This window comes from Leptospira saintgironsiae, assembly GCF_002811765.1.
In the GTDB taxonomy this organism is placed as follows: Bacteria; Spirochaetota; Leptospiria; order Leptospirales; family Leptospiraceae; genus Leptospira_B; species Leptospira_B saintgironsiae.
The window spans coordinates 211,243-227,086 of the sequence record NZ_NPDR01000006.1 but is presented as its reverse complement, the minus strand read 5'-3'; the positions used below and the strand labels follow the sequence as shown (position 1 = coordinate 227,086).

Here is a 15,844-nt window from a genome sequence, read left to right as displayed (position 1 = left end):
CTTACTTTTGTAATTCTGCGGATTTGTTCGCGAACTTTAAGCTATTCAAATCCTTAGGTTGGATAAAATACCATCCCACTAACACGGCAGCCAAAGAAATTGCAGAAACGAATAGAACTCCGTAACTTGCTTTAGGAGAATCTAATTTAGAAATTTCTCCTTCCTCAGAACTCATGTATGCAAGTATTCCTACTTTCACATAATAATATAATGCTAATGCAGAGTTCGCAATACCTCCGATGAGTAATAATCTGGAGATTTGATCTGTTCCTTCTGCAATCCTTTGGAATAGAAATAATTTTGCCCAGAATCCACCTAAAGGAGGAATTCCAGCTAAAGACAAGAAGAAGATAAATAATGCAAAACTGGTCCAAGGCCTGGACTTTGCAAGTCCAGCAATTGAATCATACGTTACGTGGCGATTCCCTTCTTCCAAGAAAGATAAAATTGCAAACGCTCCCAAACTCATAAAAGAATATACGATCAGATAGAATAAGGCTTCTTCTTTTCCGCCTAAAGAAATCCCCGCTACTACATATCCTGCATGAGCGATGGAAGAATATGCTAACACTCTCTTTAAACTTGTCTGCTTCAGAGCTACGAAGTTTCCATAAGTCATGGACATCAGAGCCAAAATTCCCATGATCCAAGTCCATTCTCCGCCTGCAACTTGGACTGGAAATTTTGAAAATACAACGAGTAATAATCCCATAGAAGCAGATTTAGAGGCCGTTGCCATAAAGCCGGTAACTGGAGTTAACGCACCTTCGTAAGCATCAGGTGTCCATGAATGATATGGGAATAAAGCAATCTTGAATGAGATCCCTGTTAACAGAAGTAATAAACCTATCTTTGTAAAATTGGAATCAAATCCAGAACTCAGCAAAGGTTTTAAAGAATCTTGCAGATGAGTTGTGCCAGATCCTCCGAATAAAAACGCCATCCCGAATAAGAAAAATCCTGTGGAAAAACTTCCTAAAAGGAAATATTTCAAACTGGCTTCTAAAGAATAAACATCACTTCTTGCCATTCCGACGAGAACATACAAACATACTGACATCAACTCCAATCCAACAAAGATTGTGACAGTATCCGTTCCAGAAGTCATCAGAAACATTCCGACTACTGAAAAAAGAAGAAGGGGATAGAACTCTGGAAATTCCATATTATGTTGTTCTAATACTCTTGGGGAAGCAAGAACAGTGCAGAATGCTGCGATTAAATATAACGCCCCAAACCAGAAACCGGTGGTGGAAATTTCATAATGTCCTGAAAAATATGATCCGACTCCAGGATTCGATTGAGAAACAAATAAGGAGAAGAAGGCAGCAATCAAAATTAGGCCAGAAGTGAACCTTACAATCCTGAATTCGAATCCTTGGAAAAAGAACTGTAGTCCAAGCAATAAGATCCCTCCTCCGGAAAGTACCAGAATAGGAAGTATAGAAATTAGATCGTTGGAATTTGGAATTAAATTCATTCTTCCGCCTCTTGGGATACTGTCTTTTTACCTGGGATCCCTGTTCCTCTTCCGGAACTGATCCTATCCTCATAACTAGGAGGCTCGACGCCCAAGGTCCTATAATTTATAAATTTCTTTTTGGTATTTTTCAAAGTGCCTTCCTGTTCCAAAAAGGCTCTTTCTTGTAGAGCTTGCTTAGAAGTAAGGTTCAACACTACTCTGGCGCTCGGTTTCAAATACTCGAGTAGAAGATTAGGAAAAATCCCAGTTAATATTATAATTCCTGCAACTACGGAGATTATAAACTTCTCCCTTATATTTAAAGGAGACAGGCCAGAAGATAAAGAGTTTGGCTCACCAAATAATAAGTGCCTTGCAAAGTATAACATGTACCCCGCAGCAAAGATAACTGCGGTTCCGGCTAGGAATCCGTAAAGAAGGCTATATTTAAAAGTTCCGATAAGAACTAAAAATTCTCCCACGAAACCATTTGTTCCGGGAAGTCCAGCACTCGCAAAAGCAGCCAAACCAATTGTTACTGCTAAAAACGGAGCTGATTTAGCAAGACCAGAATAATCTTTTAGTTCATTACTTCCAGTTCTTTCATGCAAGAATCCTAATATAAAGAACAAAAGCCCTGAAGTAAATCCATGATTCACCATTTGGAGCATTCCGCCAGCCACACCTTCTTCCGTAAGAGTTAAGATCCCCAAAATACAGAATCCCATATGCGAAAGAGAAGAGAATGCGATTAGACGTTTGCTGTTTTTTTGGGTTAACGCGACTAAAGCCCCATAAACGATCCCAGCAACAGCAAGTGCAGTAAGTAGATTACGATATTCTAAAAATACCTGAGGGAAAATTGGAATAGCCACTCTCACATAAGCGAATAGCCCTATCTTCAGTAGAATTCCTGCTAAGTCAACGGAACCTACAGTAGGAGCCTCTTCGTGAACATCTGGCATCCAAGTGTGGAAAGGAAATAAAGGCACTTTGATCGCAAATGCGAAACTAAATCCAACAAATAACCAAAACTTAATATTCGCAGGAATAGAATTTAGAGACACTACAGCCAATTCTTCTAAATCGAATGTGTGCGTGTAATGATATAAAACCAAAATACTCGCAAGCATGAAAACGGATCCGGTAAATGAGAATACCAGATATTTCATTGCTGCTTTAATTCTTCCGTTCTCTCCCCAGATCCCTACCATCAATGTGAAAGGTAGCACCATCCATTCCCAGAAAACATAGAACTGGATCAGGTTGACCGAAAGAAATACTCCGATCACTCCAGTTTCTACCAAAAGAAGAAGTATAAAAAATTCCCTAATCCTATGCTTTACATTAGAAAAAGCAGATAAAGCCGAAAGAAAGAATAGAAGCGCGGACATCGTAACAAGCAATAAAGAAAATCCATCTATTGCTATATGATAATCCAAACCTCCTGATTGTAATTTCAAGAAGTTCCAAATATGATGTGTAAATTGAAAACCGCTATCTCCTTTCAAAAATTCCAAAAAGAGAGGAATGGTCATCGCGAAGACTCCCAGAGTCACGATCGAAGACCAAAGTCTGATCCATTTTTCATTTTTAGAAAAGAATAAAAAAGGAATCCCTAAAACAGGCAAAAATAACAGAATACTTAAATAATACTGGGGCACTTAGATTCCCCTCCATAAGAAAACGGACAAGATCAAAACGGTCCCTAAGACAATTAGAAAAGCGTAATCTACTACGGTTCCTGTTTGGATCCTACGTAGTAATGAGGCGACCCCTCCGGAAAGTTTCCCTGTTCCGGTCAAAACTCTGTCGATCAAATGTTTCTCTATTACTTCGGATAAAAATTCGGATAGTGCAGAAATCGGTCCAATCAAAACGTTTTTGAAAATTTCATCTATGAAATACTTATTTGCAGGAAGAAGTCTCCAGCCGGAATAAGAGGATTCATCTGAAGGTAGCTTCTCTTTTTTACCAAAGAAGAACCAATAGATCCCAACTCCCAAAAGGATTGCACCTAACGAAAGTCCAGCTAGTAGGAGTTCCAACTCATGGGTTAAATGATGGGCTTCCAAAGGACCTTTTTGTTGAGAATAATATAGTAATCCTTTTGCAAAAACAGGAGAGAAGTATTTCTCTAAGAAATCAATTCCTCCTCCTAAAGATTCAGGAACCAACAAATATCCGGAAAATGCAGCACCCAATGCCAAAATCACTAATGGCACAGTCATGGTCCAAGAAGATTCATGTGGATGTACATGATTAGAAACTCTGGACTTACCAGTAAACGCCAAGAACGTTAGGCGGAACATATAGAATGTGGTCAAGAATGCAGTAGCGATCCCCATTCCAAAGAATACTGGATGGAAATAAAACGCTTTTTCTAAGATCAAATCTTTAGAGAAAAATCCACTGAATGGTGGAGCTCCTACAATCGCCAAGGTCCCTAATAGAAAGGTCCACCAAGTGATCTTCATCTGGGACTTGAGTCCTCCCATTCTTCTTAAATCCTGCTCATCAGATAATCCGTGGATTACTGAACCGGAACCCAAGAACAACAGGGCCTTAAAGAATGCGTGAGTCAATAGATGGAAAAGTCCCGCAACATACGCGCCTGTTCCCATTGCCACAAACATATAACCTAACTGAGAAACAGTAGAATAGGCTAAAACTTTCTTAATATCGTTTTGATAAACACCAATAGTCGCTGCGAAGAATGCAGTGAATGTCCCAATACAAACGATCCAAAAGCCGACCTTAGGAACTAAGATAAAAATAAAATTCAATCTTGCGATCAGGAATAATCCCGCAGTCACCATGGTTGCCGCATGGATTAAAGCAGAAACTGGAGTTGGTCCGGCCATTGCATCGGGCAACCAAACATGGAACGGGAACTGAGCAGACTTACCCATCGCACCTATAAAGAAGCAGATTGCTACAAAAGGGAGTGCGTTCAAAAAGAACTTCGCCTGAGGCAAAGATTCAGAAATTGTAATAAAGGAAACAGAACCAGCCAACCAATAAGTTAAAGCAATTCCACCTATCATCGCCAAGTCAGCGATCCTATTGGTAACAAAAGCTTTGATACTTGCTTGTGCAGCGTTTTCTCTATGAGTATCAAAACCGATCAGAAGATAAGAACAAAGTCCTACACCTTCCCAACCGAAGAATAAGACCACAAGGTTTTCTGCTAAAACCAAATGGAGCATAAAGAATACGAATAAGTTCAGATAAGAAAAAAATCTTCCAATTCCAGGATTTCCTTTCATGTATCCGATGGAATATAGATGGATCAAACTTCCGATCCCCGTAATGATCAGAGCCATAAAAAGAGAAAGTTGATCTACTTGGTAAGCAAGATCCACTTTAAAATTCCCAACTTGTACCCAATTGAATAGAGTTACAATTTGAGCATCCTGTCTTTCCAAGGGATGGAATTGAAGATAAGCGAATACGCTCGCAGCAAAAGATACAAAAGACAAAGAGGTTCCGATCGGACCTGAAAGCCCCTTCCAGTATCTTCCGAATAATGCGTTTAATACGGACCCAAGAAGTGGAGAAAAAGCCAGAACGGATATAAGGATTTCCCAACTCATCGCATTACCATTTCATTAAATTCATTTCGTCTACGAAACTTGTCTTTTTCTTTCTGTGAATCGCAACTACTAAGGCTAAACCGATCGCTGCTTCCACTGCAGCGATTGCCATCACAAAAAATACAACCACTTCTCCCTGAACCTGATGAAGTGATTTAGAAAAAACAACAAATACCAAATTTACGGAGTTCAACATGAGTTCTATACTCATGAAGATGACTACAGCACTTCTTCTGAATAAAACCCCGGCTACACCGATGGAAAAAATAATACAGGCCAGGATCAGCAGATATTCCACTGGGATTCCCGCCAGAGTTGGTTTCAGAATTCCCGGATTCATGGCTCCCCTTCTTCTGTTTTTTTACCTAAATTCTTTTTTCCTAATATAACTGCACCAAGGACTGCAGCCAAAAGTAATATGGAAACTATTTCGAAAGGAAGAAGGTAATCCAAAAACATGGAACTTCCTACAGCGGCAGTATTTCCTTCTGCGATTACGCCCGCCTTACCTTCTTCTGATTTGGACAATGTATACTCATAAGATCCAGAATCAGAATATCCTTTCGGAGAAGCCTCCGTATTCGGGACACCTTCTCTCACTGAATGGATAAGCACCACAGCAAGTAACACAACAACAGAAAGAACCAAAACTTTTTTGAGAGGATGATCCCAAAGTTTTGCAATTCCTTCATCGTGCAAAGATAGAAGCATCAGAACGAAAACTACAAGCACCATGATAGCGCCTGCATAAACCAAAACTTGCATTGTGGCCACAAAAACGGAGCCAATGATCGCGTAAATTCCGGCTAACGCAAAAAAGGAAAGCACAAGTAAAACAGCAGAACTAATAGGATTCGGATGAAATACAACTCCTAATGCTCCAGCAACCAGCACTCCGCCAAATATAAAAAAGAGCAGAAGTTGAGGATTATCAAAAATTCCTACCATTTCCAGAAACCGTCCAAACTTACATAAACGCTTGCGACTATTATATTTGCCACTGCCCAAGGGATCATTTTTTTCCAGCCGATAGTCATCAACTGATCATATCTAAATCTAGGCAGGGTCCATCTCACCCACATGAATAAAAATGCGAAGAATAAAACTTTAAGAGTAAAGAAGCCTAATCCCGCCCAGGCCTGCCAAATAGAGCCGCTCAATATACCAAAAGGAAGATGATATCCACCAAAAAACAAAATGGTGACTACACAACTCATAGTGATCATATTCATATATTCTGCAATGAAGAATAACGCGAATTTAAATGCACCGTATTCTGTATGAAATCCAACCACCAATTCGGATTCAGCTTCTGCTAAATCGAAAGGAAGTCTGTTTGTCTCAGCAAACATAGCCACTACGAAAACAGAAAATGCAATAAATCCAGGAAGTTTAAAAATATTCCAAAGACCGATCTGAGCATCATTAATATCAGTAAGTTTTAAAGATCCAGTCAAGATCACGATCGCCGCCACAGAAAGACCAAGAGGCAATTCGTAACTGATCATCTGAGCCGTAGCACGGATCCCACCAATCAAAGAATATTTATTATTGCTGGACCAACCTGCAAGAATTATCCCATAAACAGAAAGACTGGAGATAGCAAACAAGAACAAGATCCCTGTATCAGGATTTGCAATTTGAAGATCTAAAGAAGTAAATCCAACCTCTTTTGCCAGAAATTCAGGTAAGATCACAGTCCCACCCAAGGGAACCACTGCCCAAGCCATGATCGCACAGGTCATAGAGATCGCAGGTGCAATCAAATACATAACCTTGTTTACATTTTTAGGAAAGATCTCTTCTTTCGTTAAGAACTTGATCCCATCCGCCAAAGGTTGCAGTAAACCAAGAGGACCTGCGCGGTTCGGGCCTTTTCTGTCCTGGATAAATCCGGCTACTTTACGTTCTGCTAATGTATAATACGCACAAGCAGTGATGAACACTAAGAAAAAAAGCGCACTTTTTAATAACCAGAGTAGAACTATATTCCAGTCCATAGTTCAGACTCCCGTCTGTGCAGGAATTGGTTCTTCTTCTTTGCCTGCTTTATCTTTTAATCTGGCTTCGAATTCATGTTTGAATTTTAAGATAGTAGGTCGGACTGCTCCCACACACGCATCAGAAAGAGGACAGATGGTTGTTCCACCTTCCATATTTCTAGCTAAGGAAAGAATAAGATCCAAGTCTGCACTTGTTCCTTCTCCTTCTTTGATCTTATGTAGTAGATCCCTGACCCAATGTGTACCTTCTCTGCATGGAGTACATTGACCGCAAGATTCATGAGCATAGAATCTTGCAAATCTGTAAGTGGTCTCTACCAAGTCAGTGCCTTCTCCGATTACGATTACCGCACCAGAACCAAGCATTGTTTTATGAGCCGCCATGGATTCAAAATCCATATTTGCAGTTTTACATTCTTCTGCAGTTAAGATCGGAACGGAAGAACCGCCTGGGATCACCGCTTTTAACGGAACATCGTCGAGCATTCCACCACAAAGATCATTCACTAATTCTAATAAAGGAGTCCCTAATTCTATCTCATATACTCCAGGTCTTTTCACATGACCTGAAACGGAGAATAAACGAGTTCCTGGAGATTTTTCAGTACCTATTTTAGAATACCAATCAGCACCCTTATCCAAAATATGAGGAACAGTGGAAAAAGTTTCCACGTTATTCACCACTGTAGGGCAACGATATAAACCGGAAACCGCAGGAAATGGAGGTTTTAATCTAGGATGACCCCTACGACCTTCCAAAGAATTGATAAGTGCTGTTTCTTCTCCGCAGATATAAGCACCTGCTCCTGCGTATAATACCAGATCAAAATCGAATCCGCTACCTAAGATATTTTTACCAAGATATCCTTTTGCATAGGCCTCATCAATCGCCTTCTGCATGGAATCAATTCCCTTATTGAACTCTCCACGAATATAGAAAAATCCTTTATTTGCGCCGATCGCTTTTGCACCGATTACCATCCCCTCAATGATTTGGTGGGGAAGGTTCTCAATCAGTTTACGATCTTTGAATGTTCCAGGTTCGCCCTCGTCTGCATTGCAGATAAGATATTTAGGTTTTGGAATATCCTTAGGAATAAAGGACCATTTCAGGCCTGTAGGGAAACCAGCTCCCCCTCTTCCTCTTAAACCTGATTTTTTGACGATCTCTATAATTTCTTCCGGCGCGATAGACAGAGCCTTTTTCATCCCGTCGTAACCGTGAACCGATTCGTAAAATTCCAATTCGTTCGAACGAGGATCATCTATAAATTTAGTGAGGATTTTCATTTCTGCCATAACGTTTCCCCTTAGGTTAAATCCTTCAGGATCTCATCCATTTTTTCGAACGTTAGATTTTCATAATATGCATCGTTGATCTGGACCATTGGAGCATAACCGCATGCACCCAGACATTCCACTTCTTCTAAAGTGAATTTTTTATCGGAAGTTGTTTCTCCCAATTCTATTCCCAAACGAGAACAAATATGTTTTTCGAGCTTATCATTCCCTCTCATATAACAAGAAGAAGTTCCACAAATCTGGATATGATACTTGCCAACAGGTTTTTTATTGTACAAGGTATAAAAGGTAGCAACCCCATATACTTGAGCGAGAGAAATTGGAGAGCCTATCTTATCTGCAAGAGCTTCCATTCCTTCTCTATCTACAAAACCTTGTTCTTTTTGTAGGAGGTACAACCCAGGAAGGATCACACTCCTTTTATCTGGGAACATCTCCAGTAGTTTATCTAGTCTTGCAACTGATTGCGAAGAAAATTGATAACTCATTAACAGTCCAACTCCCCTGCGATCACATTCATAGAACTCATAGTAGCGACTGTATCTGCAAGAAGTGAACCTTTTACTAATTCAGGGAAAGATTGATAAAACCAGAAACATGGCCTACGCACATGCACTCTCCAAGGGGACTTCTCCCCTTCGGAAACAATATAGAAACCGAGCTCGCCGTTAGCAGCCTCGGTTGCCATATAATATTCTCCCTTAGGAACTTTAATACCATGCATGATCAATTTGAAATGGTAGATCAACTCTTCCATATTCTTATAAACCTTGCTCTTGTCAGGAAGATAGATATGAGGCATGTCCGCATGATGAGCACCAGAAGGAAGGCCGTTAATAAGTTGTTCTACGATACGAAGGGATTGTCTCATCTCTTCCATACGAACAAGAGTCCTATGAAGAACGGAACCGTCCTCTCCCACAGGAATATCAAAGTCCACTTTATCATAGAACATATAAGGATCGTCTTTACGAATATCCCAAGGAACTCCTGCTGCTCTTAAGTTAGGACCTGAATAACCGTAAGAAATAGCATCTTCTGCAGAGATACCTCCCACACCTTCCGTTCTATCTATAAAGATCCTATTATTTACGAGTAATGACTGAAACTCTTCAATCGCAGGACGAAGACCTTTGATGATAGTCTTAACATCCTTCTCGAATTCAGGATAAATATCTTTTTCGAGTCCACCAATTCTGCAGAATGTAGTGGTAAGTCTTGCACCTGTGAGTTTTTCCAAAACCTGATAGATATTCTCTCTATGATGGAATAAATGTAACATCCCAGAGAATGCACCAAGATCCACACCCAAGATACCGTTGCAGATAATATGATCCATCACGCGAGAAAGTTCGGAGACGATCATACGAACGTAAGTGACCTTATCAGGAACTTCTATCTCTAACATTTTTTCGACAGCGAGGATCCATCCGATATTATTAAGCGGAGTGGATACGTAATTCATTCTGTCTGTACAAACTAAGAACTGATTATAAGTATAACGTTCTCCTAATTTTTCGAAACTGCGATGCACATAGCCGATCACAGATTCTGCATCCACCACTCTTTCTCCATCTAATTGGATCACATTCTGTAAGATCCCGTGAGTAGAAGGGTGAGAAGGTCCCAGGTTCACAAGAAGATGTCCTTCTGGGAGTTTTTTCTGTTTGAGGCTGAAATGTTCCGCGGTTTTTTCGTACATCGCTGCCATCTTAAGCCTCCATATCTTCTTTTAAGTGAATGGTGAGAAGGTCTTCTACCAGATAATCCTGGCCAAAACCTTCCAAAGGATAATCTTTTCTTAATGGATGACCTTGGAAATTATCAGGCATGATAAGACGATCCATTCTAGGATGTCCTGCAAAACGAATACCGAATAGATCGTAAACTTCTCTCTCCGGCCAATTCGCACCTTTAAAGATACTTATGATACTTGGGACTTGTTCATCTTCTTCCAATGCCACGCGAAATTGTACTCTTGTGGAGGATTTGTTTCCGGAGCGGAGAAGGTAACAGACTTCGAATCTTGGCGTTTTTTTACCCAACCAATCGATCGCAGTCAGATCATTTAAATAATTCAGTTCAATCCCAGGTGCTGTCTTTAAAGCAGAAAGAACCGGAACAATTCCTTCCGGCTTTAAGAAGAATGTAGGAAGATTTGTGAGTATTTCTTCTTCCTTGGAGATAAAATGAGAGAATTTGTCTTTTAGGAAACTTTGGATTGTTTCTTTCATTGGACGACCAGGGGTTTGTTTCTTTCGTTCATTTCCCGGATCTTATCCATTACTTCCTGTCTTCTGGCTTCTAACCCTTGGGTTTTTACTTTTTCCTGAAGTTTGATTACAGCATCTAAAAGTGCTTCTGGTCTAGGAGGGCAACCTGGAACATATAGATCCACAGGAAGAATACGATCGATTCCCTGTAAAACGGAGTACGCGTGGAACATTCCACCAGAAGAAGCGCAGGCTCCATAACTGATCACGAACTTTGGTTCAGCCAATTGATCGTAAATTTCACGAAGCACCGGAGCCATTTTATAAGTGATGGTCCCAAGAACTAAGATCATGTCAGCTTGTCTAGGAGAGAAAGAAGGTCTTTCGGCACCAAACCTGGCGATATCATAATCCGCGCAGGCAGTACTCATGTATTCTATCCCGCAACATGCAGTCGCAAATGGATAAGGCCATAAGGAATAACTTCTTCCCCAGTTGATTACGGAATCTACCGTAGCGATCTGAAAAGAATCTCCGTAAGACGATCCGGGTTGAGCGAGTTGTTCGTTTAATCCCATTCTAAGGCCCCCTTCTTCCGAATATAATACAGTCCAACCACGAGGGTGAAAATAAAAACAAACATCTCAATCAGAAGAAAATTCCCAAGTCCCGCCTCTTTGAATGATTTTAAATTCACGGCATACGGGAAAAGAAAGATCGCTTCTATATCGAAAAGTATAAACAGAACAGCTACCAAGTAAAACTTGATATTAAATAATCCCTTTGCATCCCCATAATAAGGTACCCCACATTCGAAAGTGTCATGAGGTTTTGATTTTTTTTTGGGGTTTAGAAGGAACGCGAGTCCGAGTATGAGAGCGGAGAATCCTACTCCCAGGAGGAATTGAATCAGCAGGGGGCCTAAATGGTCCGGCGAACTTCCCATATCTAACTTCTATCAAACGCGATTACTCACCTATGTCAATCTAAAATCCCGAACGGGGCCTTTACAAGAGGTCGGAAGACCGGATTCTATCATTTTCGAATTTTACAATTTTCCTTTTTTCGAAATGAGAACGTCTTTCAATACCGTTGTCAGAGACACAGAGTTATCACCGTAAAAACAGAACGACTGTTCTAAGTTTCAAAAAGAACTTTAAGTTTTTTTAAAGTATCTCAGTTTCACAGAAAGACACAGGGATTACTTTCACACGGAGACACGGAGCCTCAGAGAAGAAGGTCTGAAAATCTTATTAATTTTAAAATTCTACCCTTCGTGTCTTTGTGCCTCTGTGTGAAAAATCTTCCCAGTGCCTCTTTTAACTCCCTCTCTCCGTGTGAAAACTTTGGCTATCGAACAGAACAGTCGTTCTAGTTTTACATAAAAAGTTGGTGACAAAACTATTTAAGACCTTAAGTTATTGGACATATAGATCTAGCATTGACAGGGACAAAATCAAATGGCTAAACTCGTACTCTCCAGCTTCGCAGAACTACAGGCTTATGAAGGAAAAGAACTAGGCGTATCCGACGCTCACGAAATCACCCAGGCACAAATCGATACATTCGCAAACGCAACTTTGGATCACCAATGGATCCATACTGATCCTGCAAGAGCTGCAAAAGAATCTCCTTTTGGGACCACAATCGCTCATGGCTATCTTACACTTTCTATGGCTCCTTACCTTTTGAGTCAGATCTTAGAATTAAGGAACATTAAAATGGGGATCAACTACGGGATGGAAAAACTCCGCTTTTTAGATCCTGTTAAGGTGGGCTCCAAGCTTAAACTTAGAGCAGAACTTATAGAATTAAAGGACCTGAGAGGGACCGCAAGAATGACCCTGAAGCTTAGCTTCGAAGTAGAAGGTGCCGCAAAACCTGCTGCAATCGGCGAAGTGATCTATCTCTACCAATTCGCCTGATAGGCAAGGCATTCTAACATGAATCCTCGTACGATCATTTATCTGATTTCTAGGATCAGGGACGAATTCCATAGACGTTTGAATTCGGAACTGAAGGACAAGGGCCTGGGCCAGCTGACCACTACCCATGCGGACATTTTATTTGCATTAGCAATGTCCAAAAGAGTTCCGATGCAGGATATTGCTCGGATGATAGACAGAGACAAATCCACTCTGACTGCACTTGTGGACAAACTGCAAGATTTAGGTTATGTGGAAAGAGTAAGAGACACCCAAGACCAAAGGGTAGTCAATTTGCAACTTACTCGCAAGGCTTACTCTATCCGACCTGTGATGCTTGGGATCTCCAGATCATTACTTGCAGGTCTTTATAAAGGTTTTACGGAGCCAGAAAAAAAAGATCTAGTCCGGCTTTTAGATAAACTTTATAAAAACTTAAAGTAATTCCTCTTATAACCCGGTTAAGAATTCAGTCTCAATACTTTTGAGTATTGCTTCTTCATCTGGGTTTCTGATTCCCTTTTCCCCTTTTTGTCTGCGGCCCGGAGTCCAAGGACGGATCATATTCCTATAATTATGGAGTAATTTTCCGATCTTCTCCTTCTCCGCTTCTTTTAATTTTCTGAAATCAGGTACGAGAAGAGAATTCAAATCTCCAGGTTCTACTTTTCGTAATCCTTGAGCGTATTCCCTAGTTCTTGATTCCAACTCTTTGCGGACATGAGGAGTGATTAGATAAGCAAATAAATATTCTTCAAAATGAGCGTATTCAGGTTTTGCAGAAAATCCATGAAAGCAGGTGAGATGAACTGCAGGACTTTGATTGAACACGAATCTAACTTCTTCCCTATGAAAAGAAGTAGCTAAGATCCTGCAAGGTCCTCTGTTTTCCTGAGAATGCCAAGGTTTCCTTTTGGAAGGAAGAAAACGTTTAGGAACACCTCTTTTTATTCCTTCTTCCAGATATTTGTTAATACCTTCTTGTTCATTAGTTTTAGGAACTTCTTTTGCATCTAAAAGCCATACTTTGGCTCCCTGAGACTTCAAAGTATTCCAATCATCTCCGGTAAAAAATGGAGAAAGTGCGTACTGAGCTTTCGGAATAGAAGATCTAAGATAGTTTCGAGGAATAGATAAGTTCGAAGCGTCTTTTTCGGATAAAAGAAAATATCCGTTGTCCCCTGTCGCGATTCCTCTCCTAAAACTTCCGAATTCCTTGATAGGGACCCAACCGTGACTATTATCTTCGGACATAGTCACATAATTATTGTTAGTTGAATTTTTATCATCATTTTTTATATTTTGTACCGGTTCCGAGTCATCGCTCAATAATCTAGTCCATTTTGCCTCCGCATCAGGACGGATCTTTCTCCAGGTCATCTCGGAAAGTTCTATACTTTCTCCTTTAATGAATGATGAGGTCCTTGACCAAAGAAAACCTTCTTCCTTCTCTTTTGAATTTTCTAAGAACAGTATACAGGAAGAAGTAACTGCACCAGTGAACAAGGACCAAGAAGAATCTAAGATAAGTATACGGCGAAGATATCCGGATTGAATGATCGCTTTTTTTATCGGAACTCCATATCCAGCGTTCAAGAATTCGTAAGGTACAAGTATAGAAGCTCTTCCTCCGGGCGCTAAAAGCCTTAGTATACGAAGTAAGAAGAAAACATAGAGGTTAGCAGTACCTGGAATCTCTTCTTTAATGTCCTCTGCGAATTGACGGATCATTTTTTTTCCATGTTTAGAATGGCTTAATCGAAGATAGGGTGGATTGCAGAGAATGATATCGTAGCTTTCTTTATTTTCGTCTTGTAGGAAGTCCCCTAACACTAAGTGAAAACGATTTTTTGAGATCCCTGCCTTCTCCAAGTTTTGTATACATTTCTCATGTAGTATTGGATCGATCTCCCAGCCGTGAAACTCGCTATCTAATTTTGGAAAATGATCCTGGAATTCTTGGAAAAAAATTCCTTCTCCCATTCCTGGATCCAAGACTTTAAGTTTTTTTCCTTCTAAAACAGCTTTGGTTTCAGAAATCCATTCCAGCATTGGGCTCACTAAAGCAGAAGGCGTGAAAAATTGCCCTAAAGCTTTTTCTTTTGTCTTAGGATCTGGTTCTTCTTGTGGTGGATCAACTTTGTCTTCGCATGGAACGATCATGAAAGAAATTTTCGCCTATATAACGTTGATATGACGACGAATCTACACGACAACCTTACAATTGTTAGAGGTTTTTAGAAAAAAGCATTGTATACCGAAAAGTCGCTTGGGTATACTCTAAAAACTGTATACTAAGAAGATTTTGTATTATTGTGTCTTGGAGGAAAGTTTTTCGGCCAAAACCCGCTCTATTTCATCCAGATGATATTCTTTTGCCAGATCTAGTACCGTCTTACCTTGATTATCCGCAAGTGTAAGGTCAGATCCTAGTTGGATCAATTTCTGTGCTGCAGAAACATTTTTTCTCTGGATGGCTTCCATGAGAGGAGTTTTTCCTTCTGCGTCTCTATGATTTAGATTTGTCCCGGCCTTAGCTAAAACATCCAAAATTTTTAGATCAGTTTGTTTAGGTTCTGTAGCATAATGAAATGCATTTCTCGCGCCGATCTGATGTGTCCCATTAGGAGTGTGCACATCTTTCAATCTGCTAGTGAACACTGCTTTTGAACCGTTCGCTAATAAATATTCTGCGATTCCCAAATTAGAAGGAGAAGACGCGCCTCCCACTGCTAAGAATAGAGGATATTCTTCGATCCCACCTGGATCATGATTTGGGTTAGCACCGTTCTCTATCAAAAATTTTACTAAAACAAGACTTTGGTTCCGGATCGCCATATTGAGAAGAGAAACTGGTTTTTGATCCTCTCCCTTTCGAGCGGTATATTCCACCAATGCACCGGACTCAATCAGTCGTTTTGCCTCAGCAAGATCGTCCATATCCGGAATTTTTACTTTTAAGATAGGGATTAAACGATAGAATAATACGGAATTCCCATCCACATCCTGAGCATTGATATTTGCTCCGTGTTTGATGAGAAACTCAACTACGTCCTCACCATCTGCAAGCATGATCGCTGTGCGCCCATCATCATCCTTAGCATCCACTGTGGCGCCTTGGTTCAGAAGTAACTCTACCTTACGAAGGTCCCCTTCTTTTACCGCTGATAAAAATTGTTTGTCCAGTTCGGTATCGGCCTCGATCGCCAAACTGAAGAAGAAAACGAGCACAGCCCAGCTTCCGCGTCTAAGTTTGCCGTATTTTGCCATTATATCCATTATTCCGAACACCAATATTTACCTATCCTGGTTTTAGCTGCGATTCTATAAATGAAAATTCCCT

The 15,844-nt window shown here is 40.4% G+C and carries 16 protein-coding genes; 2 read left to right on the top strand and 14 right to left on the bottom strand.

Annotated features, from left to right (window positions below):
- Position 1: 1 nt before the first annotated feature.
- Genes CH362_RS14720 through CH362_RS14665 form a run of 12 tightly spaced genes read right to left on the bottom strand, consistent with a single transcriptional unit; the run spans position 2 to position 11,522 of the window.
- Positions 2 to 1,480: an NADH-quinone oxidoreductase subunit N gene (locus tag CH362_RS14720; protein ID WP_100711077.1), complete on the bottom strand. Its 1,479-nt coding sequence runs from the start codon at positions 1,478 to 1,480 to the stop codon at positions 2 to 4.
- Complete coding sequence (locus CH362_RS14715; protein WP_100711076.1) at positions 1,477 to 3,126, bottom strand: complex I subunit 4 family protein; 1,650 nt, start codon at positions 3,124 to 3,126, stop codon at positions 1,477 to 1,479. The genes CH362_RS14720 and CH362_RS14715 overlap by 4 nt, the downstream gene beginning before the upstream one ends.
- The gene (gene nuoL, locus CH362_RS14710) at positions 3,127 to 5,058 is read right to left on the bottom strand and encodes an NADH-quinone oxidoreductase subunit L (RefSeq protein WP_100711075.1); all 1,932 of its coding nucleotides are present in this window, start codon (positions 5,056 to 5,058) and stop codon (positions 3,127 to 3,129) included.
- A 4-nt stretch (positions 5,059 to 5,062) separates the two neighbouring features.
- Positions 5,063 to 5,398 (bottom strand): NADH-quinone oxidoreductase subunit NuoK, encoded by a 336-nt coding sequence (nuoK, locus tag CH362_RS14705; protein ID WP_020768973.1) that lies wholly within the window; start codon positions 5,396 to 5,398, stop codon positions 5,063 to 5,065.
- Positions 5,395 to 6,006, bottom strand: a complete 612-nt coding sequence (locus CH362_RS14700) for an NADH-quinone oxidoreductase subunit J family protein (protein ID WP_100711074.1) — start codon at positions 6,004 to 6,006, stop codon at positions 5,395 to 5,397. Before CH362_RS14700 ends, nuoK begins: the two co-directional genes overlap by 4 nt.
- Positions 6,000 to 7,058, bottom strand: coding sequence for an NADH-quinone oxidoreductase subunit NuoH (gene nuoH, locus CH362_RS14695; protein ID WP_100711073.1), 1,059 nt, complete (start codon positions 7,056 to 7,058; stop codon positions 6,000 to 6,002). Before nuoH ends, CH362_RS14700 begins: the two co-directional genes overlap by 7 nt.
- Before the next feature lie 3 nt (positions 7,059 to 7,061).
- A complete protein-coding gene (gene nuoF, locus CH362_RS14690) occupies positions 7,062 to 8,360 on the bottom strand; it encodes an NADH-quinone oxidoreductase subunit NuoF (RefSeq protein WP_100711072.1) in 1,299 nt (432 codons plus the stop codon).
- A gap of 11 nt (positions 8,361 to 8,371) precedes the next feature.
- A complete protein-coding gene (locus tag CH362_RS14685) occupies positions 8,372 to 8,851 on the bottom strand; it encodes an NADH-quinone oxidoreductase subunit NuoE family protein (protein WP_100711071.1) in 480 nt (159 codons plus the stop codon).
- Positions 8,851 to 10,065 carry an NADH dehydrogenase (quinone) subunit D gene (gene nuoD, locus CH362_RS14680; RefSeq protein ID WP_100711144.1) on the bottom strand — a complete coding sequence of 405 codons (1,215 nt, stop codon included), beginning with the start codon at positions 10,063 to 10,065 and terminating at the stop codon, positions 8,851 to 8,853. The genes CH362_RS14685 and nuoD overlap by 1 nt, the downstream gene beginning before the upstream one ends.
- A gap of 10 nt (positions 10,066 to 10,075) precedes the next feature.
- Positions 10,076 to 10,597, bottom strand: coding sequence for an NADH-quinone oxidoreductase subunit C (locus CH362_RS14675; protein WP_100711070.1), 522 nt, complete (start codon positions 10,595 to 10,597; stop codon positions 10,076 to 10,078).
- Positions 10,594 to 11,154, bottom strand: coding sequence for an NADH-quinone oxidoreductase subunit B (locus CH362_RS14670; RefSeq protein ID WP_100705410.1), 561 nt, complete (start codon positions 11,152 to 11,154; stop codon positions 10,594 to 10,596). Before CH362_RS14670 ends, CH362_RS14675 begins: the two co-directional genes overlap by 4 nt.
- Positions 11,145 to 11,522: an NADH-quinone oxidoreductase subunit A gene (locus tag CH362_RS14665; RefSeq protein WP_036089115.1), complete on the bottom strand. Its 378-nt coding sequence runs from the start codon at positions 11,520 to 11,522 to the stop codon at positions 11,145 to 11,147. Before CH362_RS14665 ends, CH362_RS14670 begins: the two co-directional genes overlap by 10 nt.
- A gap of 514 nt (positions 11,523 to 12,036) precedes the next feature.
- Here CH362_RS14665 and CH362_RS14660 point away from each other — a divergent pair.
- Both CH362_RS14660 and CH362_RS14655 read left to right on the top strand, forming a co-directional pair.
- Positions 12,037 to 12,501: a MaoC family dehydratase gene (locus tag CH362_RS14660; RefSeq protein ID WP_100711069.1), complete on the top strand. Its 465-nt coding sequence runs from the start codon at positions 12,037 to 12,039 to the stop codon at positions 12,499 to 12,501.
- An 18-nt stretch (positions 12,502 to 12,519) separates the two neighbouring features.
- Positions 12,520 to 12,945, top strand: a complete 426-nt coding sequence (locus CH362_RS14655) for a MarR family winged helix-turn-helix transcriptional regulator (protein ID WP_008594860.1) — start codon at positions 12,520 to 12,522, stop codon at positions 12,943 to 12,945.
- Positions 12,946 to 12,951: 6 nt separating this feature from the next.
- Here the strand turns inward: CH362_RS14655 and CH362_RS14650 are convergent, their stop codons facing one another.
- Both CH362_RS14650 and CH362_RS14645 read right to left on the bottom strand, forming a co-directional pair.
- The gene (locus CH362_RS14650) at positions 12,952 to 14,664 is read right to left on the bottom strand and encodes an HsdM family class I SAM-dependent methyltransferase (protein WP_100711068.1); all 1,713 of its coding nucleotides are present in this window, start codon (positions 14,662 to 14,664) and stop codon (positions 12,952 to 12,954) included.
- 147 nt (positions 14,665 to 14,811) lie between these two features.
- Positions 14,812 to 15,771, bottom strand: coding sequence for an ankyrin repeat domain-containing protein (locus CH362_RS14645; protein ID WP_100711143.1), 960 nt, complete (start codon positions 15,769 to 15,771; stop codon positions 14,812 to 14,814).
- Between the last annotated feature and the right edge of the window lie 73 nt (positions 15,772 to 15,844).